General features: G+C 59.8%; 14 protein-coding genes and 7 pseudogenes. 14 read left to right on the top strand and 7 right to left on the bottom strand.

Annotated features, from left to right (window positions below; translation table 11 throughout):
* Positions 1–1,610: 1,610 nt before the first annotated feature.
* Complete coding sequence (locus ACFSOZ_RS19330; protein ID WP_379100451.1) at positions 1,611–3,695, top strand: prolyl oligopeptidase family serine peptidase; 2,085 nt, start codon at positions 1,611–1,613, stop codon at positions 3,693–3,695.
* Between the two features lie 180 nt (positions 3,696–3,875).
* A complete protein-coding gene (locus ACFSOZ_RS19335; RefSeq protein WP_095085157.1) occupies positions 3,876–4,571 on the top strand; it encodes an OmpW/AlkL family protein in 696 nt (231 codons plus the stop codon).
* An 811-nt stretch (positions 4,572–5,382) separates the two neighbouring features.
* On the opposite strand, the gene ACFSOZ_RS19340 is transcribed toward ACFSOZ_RS19335, so the two are convergent.
* Positions 5,383–5,526 (bottom strand): hypothetical protein, encoded by a 144-nt coding sequence (locus ACFSOZ_RS19340; protein ID WP_167481036.1) that lies wholly within the window; start codon positions 5,524–5,526, stop codon positions 5,383–5,385.
* Positions 5,527–6,477: 951 nt separating this feature from the next.
* Here ACFSOZ_RS19340 and ACFSOZ_RS19345 point away from each other — a divergent pair.
* Positions 6,478–6,696 (top strand): hypothetical protein, encoded by a 219-nt coding sequence (locus ACFSOZ_RS19345; RefSeq protein WP_378976383.1) that lies wholly within the window; start codon positions 6,478–6,480, stop codon positions 6,694–6,696.
* A 281-nt stretch (positions 6,697–6,977) separates the two neighbouring features.
* On the opposite strand, the gene ACFSOZ_RS19350 is transcribed toward ACFSOZ_RS19345, so the two are convergent.
* Complete coding sequence (locus ACFSOZ_RS19350; protein ID WP_378976381.1) at positions 6,978–7,148, bottom strand: hypothetical protein; 171 nt, start codon at positions 7,146–7,148, stop codon at positions 6,978–6,980.
* Positions 7,149–7,343: 195 nt separating this feature from the next.
* Between ACFSOZ_RS19350 and ACFSOZ_RS19355 the strand changes: the two are divergent.
* Both ACFSOZ_RS19355 and ACFSOZ_RS19360 read left to right on the top strand, forming a co-directional pair.
* Positions 7,344–7,481, top strand: a pseudogene (locus ACFSOZ_RS19355) (IS21 family transposase); the annotation flags it as partial.
* A gap of 204 nt (positions 7,482–7,685) precedes the next feature.
* Entirely contained in the window at positions 7,686–7,916 is a 231-nt protein-coding gene (locus ACFSOZ_RS19360; protein WP_378976379.1) for a hypothetical protein, read from the top strand.
* Between the two features lie 360 nt (positions 7,917–8,276).
* On the opposite strand, the pseudogene ACFSOZ_RS19365 reads toward ACFSOZ_RS19360, so the two are convergent.
* Positions 8,277–8,461 (bottom strand): annotated as a pseudogene (locus tag ACFSOZ_RS19365) (IS110 family transposase); the annotation flags it as partial.
* A gap of 850 nt (positions 8,462–9,311) precedes the next feature.
* On the opposite strand from ACFSOZ_RS19365, the gene istA reads away from it, so the two are divergent.
* From istA to ACFSOZ_RS19380, 3 genes are read left to right on the top strand one after another with little or no spacing between them, the layout of a single operon-like run.
* A complete protein-coding gene (gene istA / locus ACFSOZ_RS19370; RefSeq protein WP_095085188.1) occupies positions 9,312–10,811 on the top strand; it encodes an IS21 family transposase in 1,500 nt (499 codons plus the stop codon).
* On the top strand, positions 10,801–11,577 hold the full coding sequence (gene istB / locus ACFSOZ_RS19375) for an IS21-like element helper ATPase IstB (protein WP_206073656.1): 777 nt from the start codon (positions 10,801–10,803) through the stop codon (positions 11,575–11,577). Before istA ends, istB begins: the two co-directional genes overlap by 11 nt.
* Positions 11,574–11,795, top strand: a complete 222-nt coding sequence (locus ACFSOZ_RS19380) for a hypothetical protein (protein ID WP_379016657.1) — start codon at positions 11,574–11,576, stop codon at positions 11,793–11,795. The genes istB and ACFSOZ_RS19380 overlap by 4 nt, the downstream gene beginning before the upstream one ends.
* A gap of 109 nt (positions 11,796–11,904) precedes the next feature.
* Here ACFSOZ_RS19380 and ACFSOZ_RS19385 read toward each other — a convergent pair.
* Together ACFSOZ_RS19385 and ACFSOZ_RS19390 are read right to left on the bottom strand one after the other, a co-directional pair.
* Positions 11,905–12,735: pseudogene (locus ACFSOZ_RS19385) on the bottom strand (IS110 family RNA-guided transposase); the annotation flags it as partial.
* A gap of 587 nt (positions 12,736–13,322) precedes the next feature.
* Positions 13,323–14,153: an Effector protein NopP gene (locus ACFSOZ_RS19390; protein WP_095082018.1), complete on the bottom strand. Its 831-nt coding sequence runs from the start codon at positions 14,151–14,153 to the stop codon at positions 13,323–13,325.
* A gap of 882 nt (positions 14,154–15,035) precedes the next feature.
* Between ACFSOZ_RS19390 and ACFSOZ_RS19395 the strand changes: the two genes are divergently transcribed.
* Positions 15,036–15,374 (top strand): hypothetical protein, encoded by a 339-nt coding sequence (locus tag ACFSOZ_RS19395; RefSeq protein ID WP_378976377.1) that lies wholly within the window; start codon positions 15,036–15,038, stop codon positions 15,372–15,374.
* A 346-nt stretch (positions 15,375–15,720) separates the two neighbouring features.
* Positions 15,721–15,903 (top strand): annotated as a pseudogene (locus ACFSOZ_RS19400) (IS66 family transposase); the annotation flags it as partial.
* 274 nt (positions 15,904–16,177) lie between these two features.
* Here ACFSOZ_RS19400 and ACFSOZ_RS19405 read toward each other — a convergent pair.
* Positions 16,178–17,201, bottom strand: a pseudogene (locus tag ACFSOZ_RS19405) (IS110 family RNA-guided transposase).
* Positions 17,202–17,275: 74 nt separating this feature from the next.
* Between ACFSOZ_RS19405 and tnpC the strand changes: the two are divergent.
* A pseudogene (gene tnpC / locus ACFSOZ_RS19410) lies at positions 17,276–17,836 on the top strand (IS66 family transposase); the annotation flags it as partial.
* Positions 17,837–18,132: 296 nt separating this feature from the next.
* Here the strand turns inward: tnpC and ACFSOZ_RS19415 are convergent.
* Positions 18,133–19,242, bottom strand: coding sequence for an IS110 family RNA-guided transposase (locus ACFSOZ_RS19415; protein WP_465264467.1), 1,110 nt, complete (start codon positions 19,240–19,242; stop codon positions 18,133–18,135).
* A 671-nt stretch (positions 19,243–19,913) separates the two neighbouring features.
* On the opposite strand from ACFSOZ_RS19415, the gene ACFSOZ_RS19420 reads away from it, so the two are divergent.
* The 3 genes and pseudogenes from ACFSOZ_RS19420 to ACFSOZ_RS19430 all read left to right on the top strand — a co-directional run.
* On the top strand, positions 19,914–20,966 hold the full coding sequence (locus tag ACFSOZ_RS19420; RefSeq protein WP_167391999.1) for an efflux RND transporter periplasmic adaptor subunit: 1,053 nt from the start codon (positions 19,914–19,916) through the stop codon (positions 20,964–20,966).
* 3 nt (positions 20,967–20,969) lie between these two features.
* On the top strand, positions 20,970–22,898 hold the full coding sequence (locus ACFSOZ_RS19425) for an ATP-binding cassette domain-containing protein (protein WP_095084244.1): 1,929 nt from the start codon (positions 20,970–20,972) through the stop codon (positions 22,896–22,898).
* A gap of 70 nt (positions 22,899–22,968) precedes the next feature.
* Positions 22,969–23,117, top strand: a pseudogene (locus tag ACFSOZ_RS19430) (IS3 family transposase); the annotation flags it as partial.
* Between the last annotated feature and the right edge of the window lie 497 nt (positions 23,118–23,614).

Below are 23,614 nucleotides of genomic sequence, written 5' to 3' on the forward strand. Positions count from 1 at the left end.
TATCGAGCTCCGGTCCTGACCGGATTTGCGACAATTGTCCTGCGCGTTCGGGCTATCGAACATAGACGCCGAGCATTCCAACCGGTGGCAATCGACGGGTCATGGTGGCGACATGGGTTGGGGGGCTCAACGCATGTCCTTTCCGCCGGCCTCCACGACCACGTCGCCATCACTCGACACGGTTGCCAGGCCCATCACGTATTTGAAGCCGGCGCATGATGCGCCGGCCTTTCGGCGGCTTGGTGGCAGGCAAGGGCGCGGTTTTCACCGCGGCGTCGGGCATTTTCGGTGCGCATGAAATCATGGACGACGTTTCTCGCTGATACGTTCGCAGAATCCCGCGCATAGGCCGTGCCAAAGAAGGAAATCAGATCAAAGCAATTGGTTGGCGGATTTTCAAACCTGTCGGAAATCCGACATTGAGGGGTGCGCCTCACGGCGGCGCCCGATTCGCACGTCGATGTCGCCCTTTTTCGAAGAGCCAATCCGTCACCTTTTGAACCAGAAGATTCGGAACAAGGACGGTGTCTTTATCATCGGACGGTGCAGGCCCTTGTATCTCCAGCTGGACAGACCGCGACATGCCTTGTCATCAAAGTCGGCAGTCGCAAGAGCAGCCAGATTCTTCACCAATCATGCCGTTGCACTGGGTCGATCACGACATCCTCGAAGGCAGCGATGATGGCGGGTGACGCCATCTCATTCCCGCCGCGAGGCCTCTCTCATGGGAAAGCAATTCGCTCGGACGATGCTCTTGATCAGATGGTTGCGGATGGGCGCATGCCCAGACCTAAGCGCATCAACTATCGCACTAGCTGGGAACCTCACCAACTGCATTGTCGACCGTATAGAGATAGCCGGAAGAGCTTTGCGCTATAATCACATTGCCAACCACGCATCCAAGAGAACAAGCGCCATTTGGTCCCTGCGACCCAATCTAGGCGCGGAGGGATGAGGCCGCCAAGCAACCTTTTGCGCGCCCACAGGTAGGCCAGGATCACGGGCGCCGCGATGCGCTCGGCATTATCGAAGTGAATTGCGTTCTCCGTCGCCGCGAAATGAGAAAATTGCAGCAATGCCCTTGATGTCGCCGCGAACGATCCGGTGCCCTCAAATCCGACAACGCTGCTCGCCAAGAGCTCCATGTTGCCACGGTCGGCGCCATCAATGCGAAAACACCCCTGAAAAAGCTCGACCTACGGTTTGGCGATCTGCCTCAGAAGCAACCGATTGCCCCGTGGCCGAAGTCGATCCGAAGCTCGGTCAGTTCGCGTAGAGCTTCACTGCTCGAGTTTTCCGCGGTGCCCACGGAACCCGCACAGGAGACCGATCATGCGTCTACGGCTGCACGCGTTGTCGGGTCTTCGACAAAGTCGGACATGAGACACAGCGCCATCAGAGCCATCTCATTGTTGTGAAACGATTTTCTCATTTGGCACGACACGTGCTGCACTATCCACATACGCACTTCGGCGCGGATAGAGGAGAAATCATTCCATGATCACGCTGGCCGAACATGTGGTCGCCCCCGCGAAAGCCGAGCTTTCCCGAGCCGACGGAGAATCTTGCGCTTGTTTTCCAGTCCACATCATTCTTCAGGTTATCCGGACATGACGGCATTCGATTTGCGCCCAACGCTGAATGCTCCCGACGATGATCCCTATCTTTGGCTTGAAGATGTAGAAGGCGAACGGGCACTTGACTGGGCGGCCAGCCAGTCGGCCAGGACCTTGGAGCACTTCGATGGAACACAGTTCGAGCGCGATCACGATGCCCTGACAGCGATTTTCGACCGTCTCGACAACATTCCCCTTATCACTCGCCGCGGACAGCACCTCTACAATCTCTGGCGAGATGCCCGAAACCCGCGCGGACTGTGGCGGCGAACCACCCTTGCCGCCTATATGACGGCCGATCCCCAGTGGGAGCCCCTGCTCGATCTCGACGCGCTCGCCGCCCGCGACAGCGAGGACTGGATCTGGGGCGGCGCGTCGGTCGAGCCTGACAAACGGGAACGAGCCGTTCTGCGCCTGTCGCGTGGCGGCAGCGCCGCGGTCGCGCATCGCGAATTCGATCTGGGCACTCTGAGCTTAGTCGCCGACGGTTTCAATCTCCCGGAGGCGAAGGGCGGCATCAATTGGCTCGACCCCGACACGCTTCTGCTGTCCAGTGCCTTTGGTGATGGCATGGCCACCCGCTGCGGCTACGCGCGCACCGTGCGGCTGTGGAAGCGTGGCGCGGATCCGCTCACCGCGCCGGTAATCTTCGAAACCGGTTCCGAATCCCTCGGCGTGTCTGGCCATCTGGATCGCACCGCCGAGAGCGAGCGCCTTTGGTTCATCGAGAGGCCGGCCTTCTTCGAGAAGATAATCCGAATCGGCGACAGAAGCGGGCCGAAGATGCAGATCGACCTTCCTCGGGACGCCTGGTGGAATGGCTTCGGCGACTGGCTGGCGGTAAAGCCGCGCAAGCCCTGGACCGTGGGAGGGACGACCCATGCCGCCGACACGCTGATAGGCATCTCGCTCTCTTCCTTCATCGCCGGAAAGCGTGATTTTAGCACCCTCTTTGAACCAGGCGACAGGCGCTCCCTGCAGTCCTTCTTCTGGAATGACTGCAAGCTCATCATCTCCTATCTCGTCAATCTCGTTCCGCGTTTCGAGATGTTCACCCCCGGCCGTCAGGAATGGACACGCCTAGCGCTGGAGACAGTGCCTACCGAAGGAACTGTTTCTCTCTGGCCGCTCGATGCGGAACGGCACGTTTCCAATGGAGAAGTCCTCGTTTCGGCTCAGGACCCGATCACGCCGCCGCAGCTTTTCCTCTTCGACCTCAATGCCACGCCTCTCGGCGCTCCAGTGATCCTGAAGCGCCACCCGGAGAATTTCGACGCATCCGGTCTAGTGGTCACGCGACACGAGGCAGTCGCGACCGATGGTGAAATGATCCCCTATACGCAGGTCGGCCCGGCGTACAGCGACGGGGATGCTCCGCTTCACCTCACCGCCTATGGCGGGTTCGGCATATCGTGCCTACCCTCCTACAACTCCCCGCTCGGCAAGCTATGGCTCGAACGCGGCGGCACTTGTGTGGTGGCGAATATCCGAGGGGGCGGCGAGTTCGGCACCCGTTGGCACGAGGCGGGTCGTAGGGAGGGCAAGCGTCTTGCGCATGACGATTTCGCCGCCGTTGCCACCGATCTCGTGCGAAGGGGCATCACGCGGTCGAGGCGGATTGCCGCCGAGGGCTGCTCAAATGGCGGTCTGCTGATTGCCAATATGCTGACCCGCTATCCCGAGCTTTTCGGTGCGCTGTTCTGCGCAGTTCCGCTTATCGACATGCGCCGCTACACCAAGCTTTTTGGCGCAGGCGGGATTGGCGAATATGGCGATCCCGACAAGCCGGAGGATTGGACTTTCCTCCGGGAAATCTCCGCCTATCACGCCGCAACGCCGGGACAGCCCTATCCGCCGATCCTGCTTGCCACCACGAAGCGGGACGACCGCGTCCACCCGGGCCACGCGCGCAAGACGGCCGCAAAGTTGCAGGCTCTTGGCTATCCGGCTTACTTCTACGAGGCCAGCGCGGGCGGGCACGGCTACGGCAAGAACAATCGGGAGCGGGCCGCATTCGTCGCCCTGGGCCACAATTTCCTTCGCAGTGCGATCGGCTGGCGCGCCGATAGCGGTCGATAGGTGGCCGGGATCAACAAGAGCAACATTTCAACAAGTAGCACAGGTCGATTTTTGTGAGCACACGCAGAACGGGTGCTCGGTCTCACCAACATGAGCAGGAGGCTCATCCGGTCTCAGCAAGTTCGAGCAGGATCTTTCATAGTGCAGTGCGTCATCTCTGAAGAGCAAGGAAAGAACATCATGGCGAAAAAGCGAATGGGCGTGGCGCGGGAGGTAGCAGCGGCCCTCGTCCTCATTGTGGTGGGACAGCAGGCCGTCGCGGCGGACCTGGTGCAAGCCGCGAGCGTCCCGCAGGCAGGAGCCTCGGTCACGGAATGGCCAAGCCCTTGGCAGGTCCGCCTGCGCGCGTTGGGGGTCATCACTGAGGATTCAGGCCACGTCAACGCGGTGCCCGGCTCCGGTCTTTCCTATTCGGACTCCCTGACACCGGAACTCGATATCTCCTATTTCTTCACCGACAACATCGCCGCCGAACTCATACTCGGCACGACCTACGCCAACATCGACGGCCAAGGAACGATCGGTGGGCTGGGCAAGGTCGGCAAGGTTTGGCTGCTGCCGCCAACGCTCACACTGCAGTACCATTTTACCGATTTCGGCGCCTTCAAGCCCTATGTCGGTGCCGGCGTGAACTACACGATCTTCTATAACCAGGATGCCGGCAGCGCCGATGCTCTCAAGGTTAAGAACACGTTCGGCACCGCGCTACAGGTCGGATTCGACTACATGGTGGATCAGCACTGGGGTGTCAACTTCGACGTGAAGAAGCTTTTCCTGAAGCCAGACTTCGACGTCACGGTAGGCGGCGCGAAGCTGACAGGCAAGGCCGCGCTCGATCCCTGGTTGATAGGCGCAGGTGTCACCTACCGTTTCTGATACCCGCAGCGAAGGTCGGTTGCGACAGCCGATCTGAAAGGAGGGGCGCCTCGTGCGCCCTTTTGCCGTCCGCCCTGCATCTCGACGGGCAGCAGCCAATTGCGAGACTACACTTGAAGAAGCCGTTGTCGAAAGGGGGCCTCCCCGCTCCCACAGAACAAAGAAGGGTACGCTTGGTCAACGCGACCTGGACTAACGCCTGAAATGGAAGTGTTTAGACGCACCAGGGAGCAGGATGGCTTTGCCGTGTTGATGCGATGCTGCGGCCACACTCCTCGCCGACATAGTCTCCCGGAAGCATGTCTGAGCTCTATGCAGCACGATCGGCTATCCGAAGATCATCCGGTTGGATCAGGGAGCGAGTTCGCCTTTCACGACTTCGACTATGCCTGCACCAAGGCGTCATCCTATGCCCGCCGGATCATCGGCTGGCGGGTGAAAAGAGCCCCCGGCTTGTGGTGGTGAAGGGCGTGCCCCTGAGCGCCCGTTCAGGCGGAGCCTGGTCGGGATTGCACAGCCGGAACGGGCGCGGCAGGTTGGCTTTTCGGCTTTAGTCTAGCTTTGAAAGCGGCTCTGAAGCACCAGGATTCGTTTCCACTTTCGACGATCTCGCAACGATGCGTAAGGCGTTCGAGCTGCGCGGTCATTTTTGGAAATTTGTCCCCGCCCGAGACGCGCTTGGTAGGCAAAACGCGGGTTTTGCAGCCTTTCGCTCTACAACTTGTGATTGCGAATAGGCGACGCGTCGGCCCCCAATCGAGGCCGACGCAGCTTTTACTTTCATCCTGTTTGTCGTGCGGCAATCGCTTGTTCAGTTTCGGCGGTAGAACACAATGATGTCGTTTTGCCTGCCTGATGGCCCCAACGCCGCTGTGTAAGGCACGCCACCGATGGTGAAATTTGTCTGCGGCTGCGACGGGCTCGGCAGCACGCCCATGTAGTGCATTCCGCGCATGAGGTCCTCAGGCGCGCGCTGATCGCCGTGTTGCCAGCCGGGGACGTAGATTGCTAGATCCGGCGCCGGAAGCGCGTTGGGCACGTGTGCTGCCCCAAAAATCCATGCCCCGGCGCCTTGATCCGATGGGCCTGGCTGGTTAACGGTGGGCGCTGGCGAAGGCGCATTCATTCCCTGCCAAATGGGCGGCGGAGAAGCGCCGCCCGGCGCCGCCTGGGCCGCATCATAATCGCCCCAAAGCTGGTCTTGATTGTAACTTGACACTCGCGACGGGGATGACTGCGGAGAAGCGCCACCCGGCGCCGCCTGGACCGCATCATAATCGCCCCAAAGCTGGTCTTGATTGTAACTTGACACTCGCGACGGGGATGACTCATGCTCTGGTGATGGCTGTTGCACTGGCTGGCGAGAGCTGCCCTCCGCAGCATGCGAGGTGCCCTCTCCAAGGGTTTCCCGATACTTCCTCAGCATGGCCACCCCACTCTGGACCCTGGGGTCGTCCGCACACAGCTCCCTAGCATAAGCCTTCAGCGATTCGTCACTAAGTCCATTAAGAGACAAATTGTAATGCTGCTGGAGCCTTCCAGACAATCTGCGGAGACTCGTGCTACTGTTAGTTATAGACCGCGCCTCAAGCCTCCCGCGAGCCGCACTACCCGCATTATGGATTAACGCCGCATCTTCAGGAACGACAGTATACCGCCTTCCCTGTCCCTGACGCGAGGTACCCGCTCCAGAGGTACCCGCCCCAGAGGTACCCTCTCCATAGGTACCCTCGCGGTACGCCCTAAGCATGCCCAACCCCGTAATGACCCGGGCTTCACCCGGAAACAGTTGCTTAGCATAATCCTTCAGCGACTCGTCACTAAGTCCATTGAGAGACAAATTGTAACGCTGCTGTAGTGCTTCAGATAACTTGCGGAGACCCGAACTGTTCACGACTGCGGAGCGATGCGCAATCTTCTGGCAAGCCGCATTACTCGCATTCCGGATGAGGGCCGCGTCATCAGGGGCGATGCCGTACCGCCTCCCATGATCGGGAGCGTCCTGCTGGCCCGCCTCTTCCAGGTGCTCCTCAAAGTCGCGCTGCGCGGCCTCCTCCGGCTGACCCCCCTGTCCTGCCTGCTGCTGGGCCAGCATCGCGTAGTACGAGTTTTGCCAATCTGGTGAGAAGGGATTGAAGTTCTTCGGATCCATAATTCACCTCCGTGGTTTGAGAGATCCATCTAGCGAGGAACGATCCTACCCGCATCCGCTGACGAGAAGCTGACGAGGCCCGCAGTTCAAAGACTGACAGCGCAGGCCTGCCGTTAGAAGCAGCGCTGAAAGGAAAAAGGGGCAGGCGGTTTCAGGTGCATGGGAAGGATTATTCACAAGATGTGCGAACGGCCATTGCGTCCGCACTCGAAGGCGTCAGCGGAGCGTCAGCTAACGTGACATCCTCTCGGCTCTTACCGGTGCAAGAACAATGCAGGATCGATTTTTTTGTATTTACTGACGCTGGCGCCGAACAGCTCAATGCACGAGTATGTGATGGCGTGCAAAATTTTGCTCCGATTTTTATCTGTTGCCACCGTCGGCACTGCTGCTTGTGCATTGGCTCGGCCTTCCAGCTCCCACATCAGCCATCAATTCGAATTGAACGGTCGTCAGGTCTTCTGCTGCGCCACAATCGCACACGTTCGAATGTCGGACCGACGACCAAGTTTCCGATCTTGATCGGCTCTGGGCCTCCTTCACGCTATGTGTCGTGCAGGTCTACAATACTGTTCAAAAGCTGGCGGCAGGGCACATAACCGCGCGGGACACAAAAGTTCGACAACCCGAAGGCGCTGGTCGAACATCACGGTGCGGCGACACGGGAGGTGCGGTTCAACGTGTGGCTGCCCGCCGTTGCCCGCTACTGGGAATTTACGCCACGGGCTTCGGCTACGTCAAGCGCTGCTATTGCCGGCGGCGGCTCGTGACCGGGGCGGCGGATTCTCTTCGAGGGCGTGGATGTAAGTCAGAACTTGCGGACTGTGGCACTTGTGCTTGCCCCCCGGCGCCAAGGTATTGATGGCGGCGAACTTCACTTGCAGCCAGGTCGTCTCGTCGTGATCGACCGTAATGCGATGACGTCCCGACCAAGGCGCCGCCGCAAGTTGGGCAGAGACGCGATGAGCTGGATCGTGTGGGGCAGAACCGGCAGGCCGCTCGGCCAGCCTGTTCGTCCGCACCCGCACGAGGAAGCTGGTATCAAGGGCCTGCGCGGTGCAATAGAGCTCGTAGAGGTCGCTCTCCTGGTCAGCCACATGCACGCAGCGCTCGGGCGTGCCAACGAGCGCGATGGACTGGCGCAGGTTCTCCAGCCATACGGGGCAATCGGCCCGCCGATGTGGGTCGTTTAAATCGCAGCTCCGTCAAGGCTAAATTCGATCTTTCTCCGACCTACGGTTGTTTGGTTGTTCCGTCGTAAGCTTGGCTGGTTTTAAAGCGCCTTCAACTTCTGCGGTGCGGGTGATGCCGTTTGCCGGGTACAGGGTCGTTTACGCGGTCGAGACAGCCCGCCGCAGGATAGGTCTTCGTGGGACGGATCCTCCAATGTAATTGACGCACTTTGCTACCAGAATAGTGGCAAGTGCAGCCCACATCGCGGAATGATCCTGTCCGCGTCCCGACAGGGACGGATCGGCGCGTCCACAGCGTAGGCGCAAACGATAGAAAAGTCAGTTCAGAAGAGCGCTGCCTCTGGCGTCTTGTTGCGCATGTCAGGCTTCAGCAGCGATGCAGCGCTCGAAGAGTTCGCCCGTTCGGAGCATGGCATGCATGATCACGGCAAGCTTGCGCGCGACCGCGACGGCGGCTCGCTTGAACCCGATTTTCTCCTTGAAGCCCATATACGCAGCGCGCTATCGGCCTTGGTGCGCGTGAGGATCACGGTCGCCGCTTCATACTGTCGAAGACGGTCGAAACCCGCTGATAAACGACGACAAGATCTGAAGCGCTGGAAGAGCAAAGGCGGCCGCCCGCGCGCTCTTCAACTAGCGCTGTAGCGGGCGGCCGCCTTTGCGGCGCGGTGCTGATCATGGGAGGTTGAAGGGATAGACGCGGGGCACGTCTCCAGCCGCCCTGAGGCGGCTTTCGACGTACCCCGCCATGCGCGTGCCTTGTGGTAGATCTGCGGGTAATCAGCGCCGCAGAAACAATCCGGCGTAACACCGATCTCAACTGGCAAGTCCGGGCTCGGTGTCACGCTCCACTGACGGTGCGCGACTGCATTATCGCATTGTCAGCGCATTCCGTCGACCTTTTCCCCGAACTCCCCGCGGCGCTCCGAAAGGATCGTCGCGGATGCTCATGGGCCGCTTCTTTCTGTGCGGCCGCTGCCGTTCGCAGGTAACGATCTGCCGCAGCTGCGACCGGGGACAGCGCTACTGCGGCCAGGACTGCGCCCGTGCTGCCCGCCGCGAGAGTGTGCGCGAGGCGGGGCGACGTTATCAGCGCAGCCGCCGGGGACGCCTGGCTCATGCGGTCCGGGCCCGACGATATCGGGCTCGGCACAATAAAGTGACGCATCATTCTCCACCTGCATCTCCTGCCGGTTCACTACTGGTCAGTCCCTCGAACGATGTCGTCGCTGCTTTTGCTGACGTCGCCGGGCGGGCGACGACATCGGTCATGCCCACGCCGTGCTGTCGGCGCTGCGACTGTCGACTGTCGCCGTTCGTTCGCACCGGCTTCGTGCGTCGCCGGGGGCCTCGTTATGCCCGTGAAGCTGACTACGCAGACGGAGAGCCCGTATCATGACCATCAGCCCCGAACTGGAAGCGCAGATCCTGCGCCTGTATCACGCCGAGAAGTGGCGCTGCGGCACCATCGCCAGGCAATTGCATGTCCATCACACGACGGTGCATCGCGTTCTGGCCCAGGCGGGATTGCCCCGGCACAAGCCGCTGCAGAGAGCCTCAATCATTGACCCGTATCTTCCATTCATTGAGCAGACGCTGGAAAAGTTCCCCTCGCTGACCGCCAGCCGCCTTTATGCGATGGTGCGCGAGCGCGGCTACCGGGGCTTGCCGACGCACTTTCGGCACCTGGTCGCCCTGCACCGTCCCCGCAAGCCGGCCGAGGCGTTCCTGCGGCTGCGCACATTGCCGGGCGAGCAGGGACAGGTCGACTGGGCCCACTTCGGTCACATCGAGATCGGCAACGCCCGCCGGCCGCTCATGGCGTTCGTGATGGTGCTTTCTTACTCACGCGACATCTACCTGCGCTTCTTCCTCGACGCGCGCATGGAAAACTTCCTGCGCGGTCACGTCGGCGCGTTCAACACATGGTGCGGGCTGCCCAGGGTCCTGCTCTACGACAATCTCAAGAGTGCGGTGCTCGAGCGCCAGGGCGATGCGATCCGCTTCCATCCGACGCTGCTTGCCTTCGCCGGCTTCTATCGGTTCGAGCCACGTCCTGTCGCGGTTGCCCGGGGCAACGAAAAAGGCCGCGTCGAGCGCGCCATACGGCATATAAGGGAAGCATTCTTCATCGCCCGCAAGTTCACCGATCTCGACGATCTGAACGCCCAGGCCGAACAGTGGTGCCGCAACCAGGCAGCCGACCGGCCATGCCCCGAGGACCGGACGATGACGGTCCGCCAGGCGTTTGCGCAAGAGCAGCCACTGCTTCTGCCGCTGCCCGCCAACCCATACCCCGTCGAGGAGCAGGTCGCCGCCAAGGTTGGCAAAACGCCCTATGTGCGCTTCGACCTCAACGATTACTCGGTACCGCATGCTCATGTCCGGCGCACGCTCAGCGTGCGCGCCGATCTCGGCCTGGTCCGCGTCTTCGACGGCGCAAAGATGATCGCCAGTCACCGTCGCAGCTATGATCGCGACCAGCAGATCGAGGACCCTCAGCACCTCAAGGCACTCGTCGCAATCAAGCGCGAGGCGCGCCAGCATCGCGGCCTCAACAGCCTGACCCGCGCCGTGCCGGCCTGCCAGACCCTGATGATCCGGGCCGCCGAGCGTGGCTCCAATATCGGTGCGATCACAAACGCGTTGCTGAAACTGCTTGACCTGTACGGCGCGCAGGAACTGCAGGCCGCCGTCGAGGAAGCTTTGCATGCCGGCGCCTCCCATTCGAGGTCGGTTCGCGACGTACTGGAACGCCGCCGGGTCGCCCGCGGTGCTCCGCCGCCGGTCGAAACGAGCCTGCCCGAACACGTGCGGCGCAAGGATACGACGGTACGGCCGCATCGCCTCGACAGCTACGACCAACTGACCCTTGGAGGCAAAGATGATGAATAATCCCGACATCCTGCTCAACCGGGCCAAGGCGTTGCGCCTCAATGGCCTGATCACCCATTGGGACGAAATCGCTGACGCGGACTGGCTGGCCGCCGTCCTTCAATGGGAAGAAGAGGAGCGCTCCGACCGTTCGATGCGGCGACGCACGCGTGCCGCCAGGCTCGGCCACTTCAAGCAACTGTCCGATTATGACTGGCACTGGCCTCGCCGCATCGACCGCGCCGCCGTCGAGGATCTGATGACCCTGTCCTTCATGAACGATGCCGCCAACATCGTCTTTATCGGCCCCAACGGCGTCGGGAAATCGACACTTGCTCGCAATGTCGCTCACCAGGCGCTCATCTGCGGTCACACCGTCGTCTTCCGAACCGCCAGCGAGATGCTCGGCGAACTCGCCGCCCTCGACAGCGACGCAGCCTTGCGCCGACGCCTTCACCACTACGCCGCCGCCGACGTTCTTGCGATCGACGAGGTCGGGTATCTGTCCTACTCGAACCGTCATGCGGACCTGCTGTTCGAACTCATCAGCCGGCGCTACGAAAAACGCTCAACCATCATCACCACCAACAGACCCTTCGCTGATTGGTCGGAGGTCTTTCCCAATGCCGCCTGCGTCGTCAGCCTCGTCGACCGCCTCATGCACCGATCCGAGGTGATCTCCATCGAAGGCGATTCCTACCGCTTCAAGGAAGCGGCCGAGCGATCAAAGGCACAGCGCGAAAAACGCACCAGCCGCTCCTCCGGCGAAAAGGTGCCCGCAGCATGAAACCAGATCCTCAACCGTCCGGCCTCAGTCGTGGTATCCACTTCCTCATCAATCCCGAATGGACACCCGAACAGGCGCTCGCTGTCTTCGAGCTCCTCAACGATCTCGCCGATAGCATCTGGTCTCACTACGGCGTCCAACTCCAGGAACTTATCCAGGAGCAGCAACGAACACCGACCGATCACAGCGATATCGAAAAAACCCCGTCCTCGCTCTAAAGCACACATCCTCCACACTCGGCGGCCTGCAAAGGCCGCCTTTTTGTTCCGTCCACAAGCACCAAACGCTTGTCGTCGTTTAGACGCGCTTTTGAAAAGCCATCAACACATACAACAGTCCGCGTAGATGGTTGTCGCCCCGCCGGGATATATGACCGTCGTAATCGACTTCGCCCGATTGGTAACGTCTGGTGGTTAGGCCGATCCAGGCGCCGACCGAGCGCGACTTTCTGAAGTTTTCCGGATCCTCGATGGCCGCAACGAAGGAGGAAGCCGTCACCGCGCCGACGCCCGGGATCGACGCAAGCAGCTGGCATTGCTCACTCGAGCTGGCCGAAGCGACAAGCTGCTTGCTCAATTCGGCAGCGCGGGCGCGCACTCCAGGCATCGAGCAACGGCATGATAATCTGCTTGTAGCCCAGCATTGTTCGCTAGCAGGCTGCGCACATGGTCCTCGAACACGCGTCCCGCACCCTTGGGACGACCAGGCCGAACGTCTTCATCAGACCGCGGATCTGGTTGGACAGCTGGGTTGTCATCTTGAGCAGCTGATTGCGCGCTGCGACGAGCGTGCGAACCAGCATGCTGTCAAAGCTCTTCACTCGCACCTCGCGGTAAAAGCCGACCTCGGCAAGATGCGCGAGCCCGTCCGCGTCATTTGCATCGGTCTTGTTCGGCGCCATATCCAGCGCCGCCTTGGCATGGCGGGCATCAATGCAGATCGCCGGCAAGCCTTCCAGCGTCAGCGCATGATAGAACCAAACCGCCAGGGGTCCCGATTCGAACACGACACGTTCGGCGTTCGGAGCACGCTTGCGGATGACCTGTGCTATCAGTTTCGGATCGGACGGGCATTTTCCGCGCCAGATCCGCTTGCCTCCTTCGCGCACGAGACGAATGTATCTTTCAATGACACGTCGAGGCCGATAAACTGCTTCATGGTTGTCTCCCGTTTGATGCTGGGCTCGGCTATGTGGTCGTGAGCCCGTATTTCATCCTATAGGGGGCAACCATCCTTCCAACGCATCGCAACCGCGCCAGTGTTCCCAACCCCGCGATTACCCTATGTAATCGGAAGCCGGCGTGGGCCGCGGCAGACGTCGTTTTCAGCTGCTGGACTGCTTGCATGGCGATATATGCGCCTAGACAGAGGGTCGCCGATCGGGCTGTTGGGGTAGCCGGTGATGATCCTGGCGAACACGTCGGCCAGGTAGCCGAGCGGCTCGACGTCGTTTCAGCTTGGCGCGTTTCGATTGACTCGATCTGGGACTATGGCGTCGGAGAAGACGGCGCCAAGTCGTTCGCTGATGCCGTCATCACAAACCGTTCGGATCTACGAAGTTCATAAAGAAAACCTGTGGTGCGCAGGCGGTAATGGCTCCGCTAGCGAACCCACGCCAAATGGATACCGCTCGCTGCGCGCACTGCCATTGCCGACGAGCGGCTTCGCTTATGCGCATGACATGGGACAGCATATATAGTCAGATGCGGCGCCCGCCATCGCGACTAAATCCAACAAGAGTCCGGTCACATAAAGTCATCCTCGTACGAGCATCTGGGTGAACCTGATGCGCTCTCGGTATCACTGCTTTCGCTGTCCTCAGTTTTGCAGAGATAGAGCGGCGGTTTGTCTGCACGCTGCCATTCACCGGCACTGTTCATCGTCCACTTTTCGGGATGCTGGGTAGGGTCAAGGACCATATCGCAATCATCTACTTCAACAAACCCCATCGTCGCTGCGCGGGCTTGTGCTTCTGGATTAGCCGCACGCCAATTCAGCAACGGTCGTTCGCCGTCCATCCGAAGTTGATGCTCCAGCAGAATATCGCCTGCATTCTCGGCCAGCGGATGAGCGACCTGTAGATCCACTATGGAGGTGACCTCGGTTCGGCCAGGAAATTGTTGCCGCCAACTGTCGGATTCGAAATCAGTCATTCTGAATCCGCCTTCCGTTCTCAGCAGTCCGGCACTCTGGTTTCCCAATTGGTAGCTGAAATATCGCGCGTGCTCCGTGTCTCGGCGAATGCCGTATTGCCTAGCAACGTCCGCAGCGCGTCTGGCTCGGGAGGATACGAATTCCGAATACTCTTGTGGATTGTCGGCGATGTGCATGATCTCATCGCCATGAAATTGCCTCACCTCCCTCGTGAAAGAAGACCTGTCGATCTCCACCACCGGAGGTCTGGGATGGAGGGAGTACGGTTGCGTAGCCGCCGACGATGAGTCGCCGCTGGAATCGGATCCGGCTAAGTGCATCCGGGCAAACATGTCCCCGAGCTCTTGATTTTCTGCATCTGCTTGCCCGCTGGCATTACGCGTGTAGCGGACGTCGGACGAGCCACCAATTCGACCATACATGACGATTCGCACTCCTATCCTTCGAAATTGAGTTCAGGCCGGTTAACCGCGCAGGTCTAGATAGACCGTTTAGTTGACGACTAGCTGACGAATGAGTTCTCCCGGATGCAGAAACGAAACTCCGAACTGTTTTAATTGTTAGCGATACTGAAAAGGCTGCGGCCTACCGCAGGTCAGGCCATCCGCACTTTCGGATCTTGCTTGCTGTTAATCCAAAGGGGAGCAGTCCAGCCTCGTCGTCGGCATGAGAGAGAGAGAGAGAGAGAGAGAACGTGGGCAAACCACGTTGCGGTCGAGCCGTTGAAGCTGGGAGTTCGTCCTTGCCTGCTCGATGACGCCCCGCGCAACACCTTCTGGCAGGTGTTGCCGGCGAAAAGAAACAGAGCGCCGTCGCCTTGCTCTTGCTTGAGGCGGCTATCGCCTGCTCGGCAGCTTAGGTTACAAGTCGAAAGACCCAGCAAGGTAGGCCGCAACCTTGGTTAAAGCCATCCGCGCCAAACCGCCAAGACCAACGTAAGTGGGCAGCTGAGGCCGTTCAGCGCTGGGTATGCGGGGGGCAGGATCGAAAGGCTTGGAGCTCAGGCAGGATTCCTTGGTGAGGAATAGACTTCCATCTCGTTTGTAACCGGTATGAGATTCTTGGTGCCGATGTCCGGCTACGCTTTTCTGATGCGCGGCGTATGGTGCGACCATCCGGGACGGAGGCACCGGGAGCACGAAGGTGGGGGCAGGCCGATGCACACGATGAGCTGCGAGCTCGGTTAGTAGCTGGCCGCCTCCGCGACTCGCCCGGTTGAGCCGTGAGCGCGAATCCGGGCCAAGCGTGGCCCTCAGATTGCTGCCGTCGACGTGGCACGAAAATTGGCGGTTCTTTGCCGGCATATGCTGACGCAGCAAGAGGACTACCTCTGGGCGCGATCCAGTCTGGTCGCCCACAAGATGCGCAACATGGAGCTGCAGGCCGTCAAGCCGCATAAGAAAGGCAACCGCCGCGGTCCGACCTATGCTTACAATGTCAAGGAACTTTGGAATCAAGAGATGCGTGTCGCCGAGCGGGCCCAGGAGGGTTACGAACACTTCGTCGAGGCTTGGCGCCCGCGCCCGCCAAAGGAAAGGGCGCGGGCGCCTCAGTCCGGCAAGGCTCGAATAAGGCGGCCCGGCGGCGCTTTCAGCCGGTGCACCACGCTTCGCCACGAGGTCGCCCGCGCTGGACGACAATAGCTGACTGCGGCGGGTATTTCCAGTTGCGCCAGCCCTCGGGGCTTTGCACCCCCGATCCGATCGAGCATGCCGCCGTGCTCGGGCCGATCAAGGCCAAGCCTTGCGGTGGCCGCGTAAAACGCGGCCACCCTCGACTGCTCCTGCGCCCGGCGGCTGTGAAATGGGGCGATCGGGACGGAAGAACACCAGCGACGCGGTCGAACCAAAGAACATACTCGGGGAGGTTCCAGGGCTCGTCACAAAATAACGCTTGTCGATCTCATCCGTCGTGGGCAATCACTTGTTCAGTTTCGGTAGACCAGAATGATGTCGTTTTGCCTGCCTGATGGCCCCAACGCCGCTGTGTAGGGCATGGGACGGAGCCGATCCGCCCGGCGTCGCCTATGTCTACGCGCCCGACCGCAAGGCGGAGCGGCCGATCGCCCATCTCGCAGGCTTCACCGGCATCCTGCAGGTTGATGGCTATGGCGGCTATCGCGTGCTCGCCGACAAGAGCGGGGTAACGCTCGCATTCTGCTGGGCACATCTATGGACGCCCCCGACTTTGCAAGGACTTTATGCGCGGCTTCGGCAATGCCTGCGGCTGCAGTCATCTATTCGGCCTCTACGATGTGGAGCACCCTGCGCCACGGGCCTTGATGGAATATCCGCGAACCGGCCCCCAATCACGTTGCGCGAGCTCGAGGCTCGATGCGCCCAACGGGTTCACCCGGTCCCGGTACGCCCGGTCTTGCCATCACCTGCTTACTTACCCTCGCAACCGCATCAGCCCGAAGCCGGGCCGATTAGAATGGCGGCGAAGATCATGCCGCTTCACGCGCCAGTGCGCCGTAGGTTCCACCGTATCGCAGCAATGCCCACACAACTCGTGCCGTCTTGTTTGCGATCGCCACGACCGCAACATTGGCAGGCCGCCGGTCCCTCAATTTAGCGAGCCAAATCCAGGTGCGTCCTCGCCAGCGCATGATCGAACGGCTACCGTGAATCAGCAGCTTGCGCAGATAGCCGTTCCCTCGTTTGCTGATCGAGCCGAGATGCTCCTTGCCGCCCGTGGAATGGCTGCTTGGGCACCAGCCCGAGCCACGCGGAAAAATGACGGCCGGATTTGAAGTCGGCCGGATCCCGCATCGACGAGACCAGGGCACTCGCGGTGACAACGCCGACCCCGGGTATCGTCATCAATCGTCGGCAGGCGCTGGAACCTCTCGCGACGGCAACCAGGTCGCTGTCGATCCGGGCGAGTTTGGTCTTCACCTCTCTTAGCTGTTCGACGAGATAACGTAGCGCATGCCGCGCCACAGGCGGAATACGCGCTTCCGATTCATCTTCGATCAGAACGGTCAGAAGGCCGATGTTGTGTGCCCGGTTCGGACCGATCACGCCGAATTCCGCCAGCTGACCGCGGATCGCGTTGATCAACTGGGTCCGCTGACGAACCAACATCTCTCGAACTCGGTGGATGACCAGGATCTCCTGCTGCATCTCTTCCTTGATGGGAACGAAACGCATCGTCGGTCGCGTGACTGCTTCGCAGATCGCCTCCGCATCGGCGGCATCATTCTTATTGGTCTTTACGTAGGGCCGAACGTATTGCGCCGGGATCAAGCGGACCTCGTGCCCCATACTGCGCAGCAGCCGACCCCAGAAATGTGCACCCGGGCAAGCTTCCAGCCCAACCAAGCAGCTCGGAAGGACGCGAAAGAACTGCTCCACGTCATCGCGCCTGAGCTTCCGTCGGACAATTGCTCTCCCATGCTCGTCAGCCCCGTGAACCTGAAAGACTGATTTGGCTATGTCGAGACCGACCACGTGAACTTCATCTGGCATGGCAATATCCTTTGTTTGACCACGCCCTATACTCCTCGCCACAGGGCGGAAGCGGAAGGGGGCGTCCATGCCATCACGTGCGCCGCCGCTTCTATGAACTGGCCGCTGCCGGCCCCGCGCCGATCGCCAGCGAGGCGCTCAAACGGATCGCCGAACTCTACAAGATCGAGGACGGCATCCGCGGCCGACCAGCCGATGAACGTCGTGTCGTGCGCCAGGAAAAGACCGTTGCGATCATCGCCGATCTTGAACCTTGGCTGCGCGAGAAGCTCGGCCTGATCAGCCAGAAGACCAAGCTCGCCGAGGCAATCCGCTACGCGCTCTCACGCTGGGAAGGCCTCGCGCGCTTCCTGAATGACGGCCGCATCGAGATAGACAGCAACACGGTCGAGCGTTCCATCCGTCCGATCGCGCTCAATCGCAAGAATGCCCTCTTCGCCGGCTCCGATGGCGGCGCCGAGCACTGGGCTGTCGTCGCCTCACTGATCGAAACCTGCAAGCTCAACGGCGTCGAGCCGCTCGGCTATCTCGCCGACGTCCTCACCAGGATCGTCAACGGACACCCCAACGGCCAAATCGACGAGTTGCTGCCCTGGGCCTACATCACCGCGCACGAACTCAAGGCCGTGGCCTGAGAACAGCGCTCTGATGTCCGCTGTCAAGGTTTGGAACACAGGGGATCGCCCGATCCAAGGGAACGGCTGGTCATGCTGATGATCGCACATGGGTGGAGGCGGAACTGAAGGACGTCGGTGATCAAGCTCTGATGCGCGGGTTGGCTACCGCATTCCCGATTGTGCGTCCGGGGCTGTTCCTATCTTACTGCGGGCGTCGGCTATGTTGCCGGCCACAAAGCGTCTGACGGGCATTCCCCTGCCGTGGTCCCGCCTCCGCCCATGCGCGAAGAATGTAAGTCGCCGCAACGACCAGATCAGGTTATGTGCGCCTCCCTGGCAACGGCCCACATGAAGCCGACCAGTTCGCGGGCGATCGCAGTGCAGACCACCGTCGTTCTTTTGCCTCGTGCGCTCAACTTTCGATAGCGAGTGGTCAGCCGGGTTTGGGCCTTCCATGCGATCTCGCGCACCTTCGGTGGGGCTTGCTCCAGCCGGTACAGCTTCGCCTTGCCAACCTTGGGCGGATGCCGGTAGGTCCAGGCGCTCTCAACCAGCATATGGCGAACGCGGCCGTTCCCAGCCTTGGTGATGCCGCCCCGTCTGACTGTCTCACCGGTCGATCGTTCGCCGGGAACGAGGCCAAGATAACCCATGAGCTGGCGCGGGCTCTCGAACCGCTGTACGTCGCCAACCTCGGTGGCGAATGTCACGGCAACGATCAGGTCGACGCCCCTCAGGGTCTGCAGCGCCCGCACGATCGGCGCCAGGGACCAGGTCGGAATAAACTCCTCGATCACACCCTCAAGTCGCTCGACCCGCTCTTTCGACACGCGCACTGCTTCGACCATTTCCTGGAGTGCAATCTGATGCGCGGGATGATCGAACTGTTGCTCCTGCAGCCAGCGCAGATAGCGCATCGCCCAGCCCTTCTTGCGCGGATAGATACGGCCGTGCTTGAGCATGAAGGCGCTTACATGCTGCCGGTGGACCCGAAGCGTCTCGACCGCTGCCGCCCGGGCGCGGACGAGATCCCGCATGGCTTCGTGACCTTCATCAGGAACCCAGACCGCAGTCAGTTCGCCGGCGCGCAGCAGTCGGGCCAGAGAAAGAGCATCCCGGCGGTTTGTCTTCACCCGGTCGCCGGGCTTTCGTGGGATTAGCGACGGCGCGATCACCATGCATTCATGGCCGAGCGATCGGATCAGCCGATAGAGACCATAGCCGGTCGGGCCGGCCTCGTAGCAGAAATACACCCGATCAAACTTGGCGGCGATCCGCTGAATAACTCGACGCATGCTCGCATCCGATGCATCAACCTCGCCGAAGAAGCGAACCTCTCCCTCCCGGCCGGCGTCCGCAACGGCGATGGCATTCCTCAACTTCGCGACATCAATTCCGACAAATGCTTCCCTATAGTCTGCCACGGCTCGTCCTCCTGTGGTGAGGATCGGCTCGGCTCGTCCGAGCAACCCTCGGACGCGCAGTGTAGGGCGAGCCACCTCATCGGCAGAAGCGGACATACGGTCTTACCGAAGATCCCAGATTGTGGCGTTGCAGACATAGAAGGTTGGCACGCGCATTGCAGGACAGTCATGAAGGGCTAGTGATGGTGACAAGCATTGAAACCTTTGAGGTGCTTCGAAGAGATCCGTTTTCGAAAGGTGCCGGCCGATGCGTCCTTTTGAGCAGCGCAAGCTATCGGCGGAGCACTCCATAAGCGCATCACCGTTCCGCAATGTCCTAACTAGATCTTCTGCTAACTTGTTTGATTTTGACCAATTAATAATCTTCCTGGATTCTCATCACACGGCCATACATGCCATCTACATCAGCTACAATTCATGTTTATAGTTATGTATATCGGCTATAGTTTTGTTCATATTAATATCTGAACAAACTTTCCGATAAACCAGTCACTTAATAGAAACCTCTAGGAATTTATCTGCTCTGTACGCATGTAAATAGCGAGTGTCATGGATCTCATATGGGAAAAAAATCGATATATGTCCTAGTGGCGGTCGCGGCTATAATTTTATGTGCAGCGTATCTGTCTTTTTTTTCGATGAACTCCGCGGAAAGCTCGCGAGGCGACGAAATGACGGGGATTGTTACGCGAGGTTCAGTTGAAGAAGTCGTATTAGCCCTGGGCACTCTCGAGCCGACTTCGATGGTCCGGGTTGGCACCCAGGTAACGGGCCAGATTAAGGCAATCCATGTTCGCGTCGGCCAGACCGTCATGCCTGGAGACCTTCTGGCGGAGATCGACGCCGTGACAGAGCAAAACACCCTTAGAACTGCGAGGGCCAAGGTAGAGGACATGAAGGCCCAGAGGGACTTGAAGCAAATAGAAATACGGTTCGCGGAATTCGACTACCGCAGACAGCGTAGCCTCAGCAAGCATAATGCAGTCACTACCAAGGAGTTGGAAGAGGCTGAAAAAACATACCAGACGCTATTGGCCGATCTGGTCTCGCAGGAAGCCAAGATTCGGCAAAGCGAGGTCGAGGTTGAGTCCGCGCAAGCCGCTCTTGCACATACGCGGATCACAGCGCCCATGAACGGCAAGATCTTGGCGATCCCGATCGAGCCGGGACAGACGCTCAATTCTGCGCAGACTTCGCCAACGGTCGCCGTGCTCGCGAACCTTGACGAGATGACGGTAAAGATCCGGATTTCCGAGGTCGACGTCTGGCGTACAAGGCCTGGTCAAAACGCGTGGTTCACGATCATCGGAGATCCACAGACTCGCTACCAGGCCACGCTTGAGGCGGTTGAATATGCACCGCCGTCCATCGCCGACGAGCCGGCGAACGATCGCTCCGCGGAGAAAGCGGAAGACAGCGCAATCTATTACCACGGCGTGCTTAGGGTGAAGAATCCAGAAGAAAAGCTGCGACCCAAGATGACCGCTCAAGTGCACATTTCTATGGGACGTGCGGATGATGTCTTACTTGTGCCGTGGGCCGCTCTTTCGCTGCGACAGGCGGACGGATCATACCTAGTCAAGGTGAAGGACACAGGCGGCAAGGTAGCAGAGCGACCTGTTCGGATTGGCTATACGGACAGGATCCACGCTCAGGTGCTTGAAGGCCTTCGTCAAGGAGAGACCGTATTGCTCGGCGTATCCGAGCCAAACACAACGAGCTGAATGATGAACCATCTGATAGAGCTCCGCGATCTTGGCCGGTCGTTCAGCCTGGGCAGAGAAACCGTCGAGGCACTCGAAAGAATCAATCTCAATGTACAGCGCGGCGAATTCGTGGCGCTTGTGGGCGCGAGCGGGTCCGGCAAATCGACGCTCATGAATATCCTGGGGTGCTTGGATGCCCCGACAGCCGGCACTTACCGTTTGGCCGGGCAGGATGTCTCGGCCCTTGGTCAGGACGGGCTCGCAGAACTCAGGCGCAGGCATTTCGGCTTTGTGTTTCAGCGGTATCACCTCCTGAACTCGCTGAGCGCAATATCGAACGTCGAGGTGCCGGCTATCTATAGCGGCGTGTCGAAGTCGACGCGGCAAGCCCGAGCCAGGCGATTGCTGACCCAACTCGGCCTGGGAGATCGGCTCCATCATCGCCCAATGGAAATGTCGGGGGGGCAGCAGCAGCGCGTATCGATCGCCCGAGCATTGATGAACGGTGGAGAAATCATTCTTGCAGATGAGCCGACAGGGGCGCTCGATTCAAAGAACGGGGAGCTTGTTCTGGACCTCCTGAAGACCCTTCATGCGGAGGGACACACCATCATCATAGTTACACACGACATGTGCGTCGCTCGACACGCCGATCGGATCGTCGAGATCAATGACGGACAGATCGTCTCTGATCGACGCAGCGCGGCGAGTGGAGCGCCTCCCTTGCGCGACCTGGTTGATGTTGCGGAAAATGTCGGTTTCCTGACGAGCTTCCTCAGAAGAACGTCCGAGGCTGCCAGTATCGCATTGCGATCAGTTGCCGCACATCGGCTGCGTAGCGCTCTTACACTGCTCGGAATCGTCGCCGGCATCATGTCGGTGATTGCCGTCGTTGGTCTCGGTGAGGGTGGCCAGACGATCGTTCTCGACCAGATCAACAGCCTTGGCGCAAACTCGATCCGCATCTTCCCTGGCACCGGCTGGGATGACCGAAACCGCCGACATGCCGACAGCCTCACTCGCGACGACGCGGCCGCCCTGACAGAGCAATCCTACGTAAATAGTGTCAGTCCGGTGACCATGGATTCAGGGCAGCTCATGTTCGAGAGCAGGACCGCTGACGGAGAAATCATGGGCGTGAGCAACGCCTATTTCGACGTCGCGCACCGTCCCATAACGCAAGGCAACCGATTCACCGACGGTGGGAATGCCACTCTGCCGGAGGCGATCATCGATAGCAACACCCGACGAACGTTCTTCGGCAATTCAAGGACCCCGATTGGTGAGATCCTGGTCATCAAGGGTGTGCCCTTCGTGATTGTCGGTGCCGTTGGAGAGCAGGATGGGCAGCCGCAAGTGTTCATTCCACACCTCAGCGTGTTTTCCCGCATTTCGGGCTCGCAACGGCTGCGCGAGATAGACGTCCGAATCAATGGGAGCGTTGATACAAACGTTGCCGAGAAAGCCATGATAGCGTTCTTGGAGAAGCGTCACGGAACGCGGGATTTCTTCACATACAATAGCGATCAGCTACGGCGGTTGCTCCAGAAGACGACGCGAACTTTCTCGATGCTCTTGGTTTCCATCGGAGCTGTCGCTCTGTTGGTCGGAGGTATCGGCGTGATGAATATTATGCTGGTTTCGATCACCGAACGCACCAACGAAATCGGCTTGCGGATGGCTGTAGGAGCCCGGGCGAGCGATATTATGTTGCAGTTTCTGATCGAGTCCCTTGCCATCACTATCATGGGGAGTTGCGCGGGCGTCGCCCTCGCCTTCGGCCTTGGCGCGCTCGCCGGCTCCATCGAAACAACCATTCCGATGGTGATCTCATTGCACGCAGTCAGCGTCGCTTGCGTCATGGCTGTTATGATCGGTGCGATCTTTGGCTTTTTCCCTGCGAAAAAGGCGGCGCATTTGAAGCCCGTCGAGGCGTTATCTCGCGATTGATTGATGCTGACCACACAGGGACGTTGCGAACAGAGCAACGGTGCTAACATTTATCGTCATGGGCTGATAGCGCTCATCCGAGGCCGTCGAGTTCGCGGCGTTGGAATGGTGGACTGGTTCAACAATCGCCAGTTGCTGGAGCCCATCGGCAACATCCCGCCGGCCGAAGCCGAGGAGCGCTACCATGCCATGCTGGAAGAACCAGCCATGGCCGCGTGACTCAAACGAAACGGCCTCCGGCAAACCCGGGGCGGCTCATAGGGTCTAGTCAGTTCGGCATCGGTGAACCGATTCGGGAAGAGCCTCTCGCGATAGTCCAGTGGGAAGGCTATACGGACAGTGGCTTTTTGGGCGTTTGGGACTTTAGGAGCCCTTGTCTAACCAGGGCGGACATCGTGTTCCGTGCCGTTCTTTCCGATTTCTTGAGCACAAGGGAACATCACCGCGCTCGAGTGATTCGTGCTTGAGGACCGCCGCTAAGAGAGCGGGCGCGCGTTTGTCGTCGCTGATGTCCTTGACCAGGAAGCGGTACCGATCCTCCAAGCGATCAAGGTCGAAAATCGCTGTGGAGAAGCGTATTTGATCGAGTGCCCCGGTAAGGAACCACTCGCAGAACTCCTTGAGGGCTGCTTCCGAGAGATCGCCTCGGCCATTGAGGTCCCCGCGACGAGGGCTGTCTGCATGGTCCATCATCCGTTTGTATTCGCCTCGATCCT

It is taken from the genome of Mesorhizobium newzealandense, assembly GCF_042682145.1.
Lineage (GTDB): Bacteria > Pseudomonadota > Alphaproteobacteria > Rhizobiales > Rhizobiaceae > Mesorhizobium > Mesorhizobium newzealandense.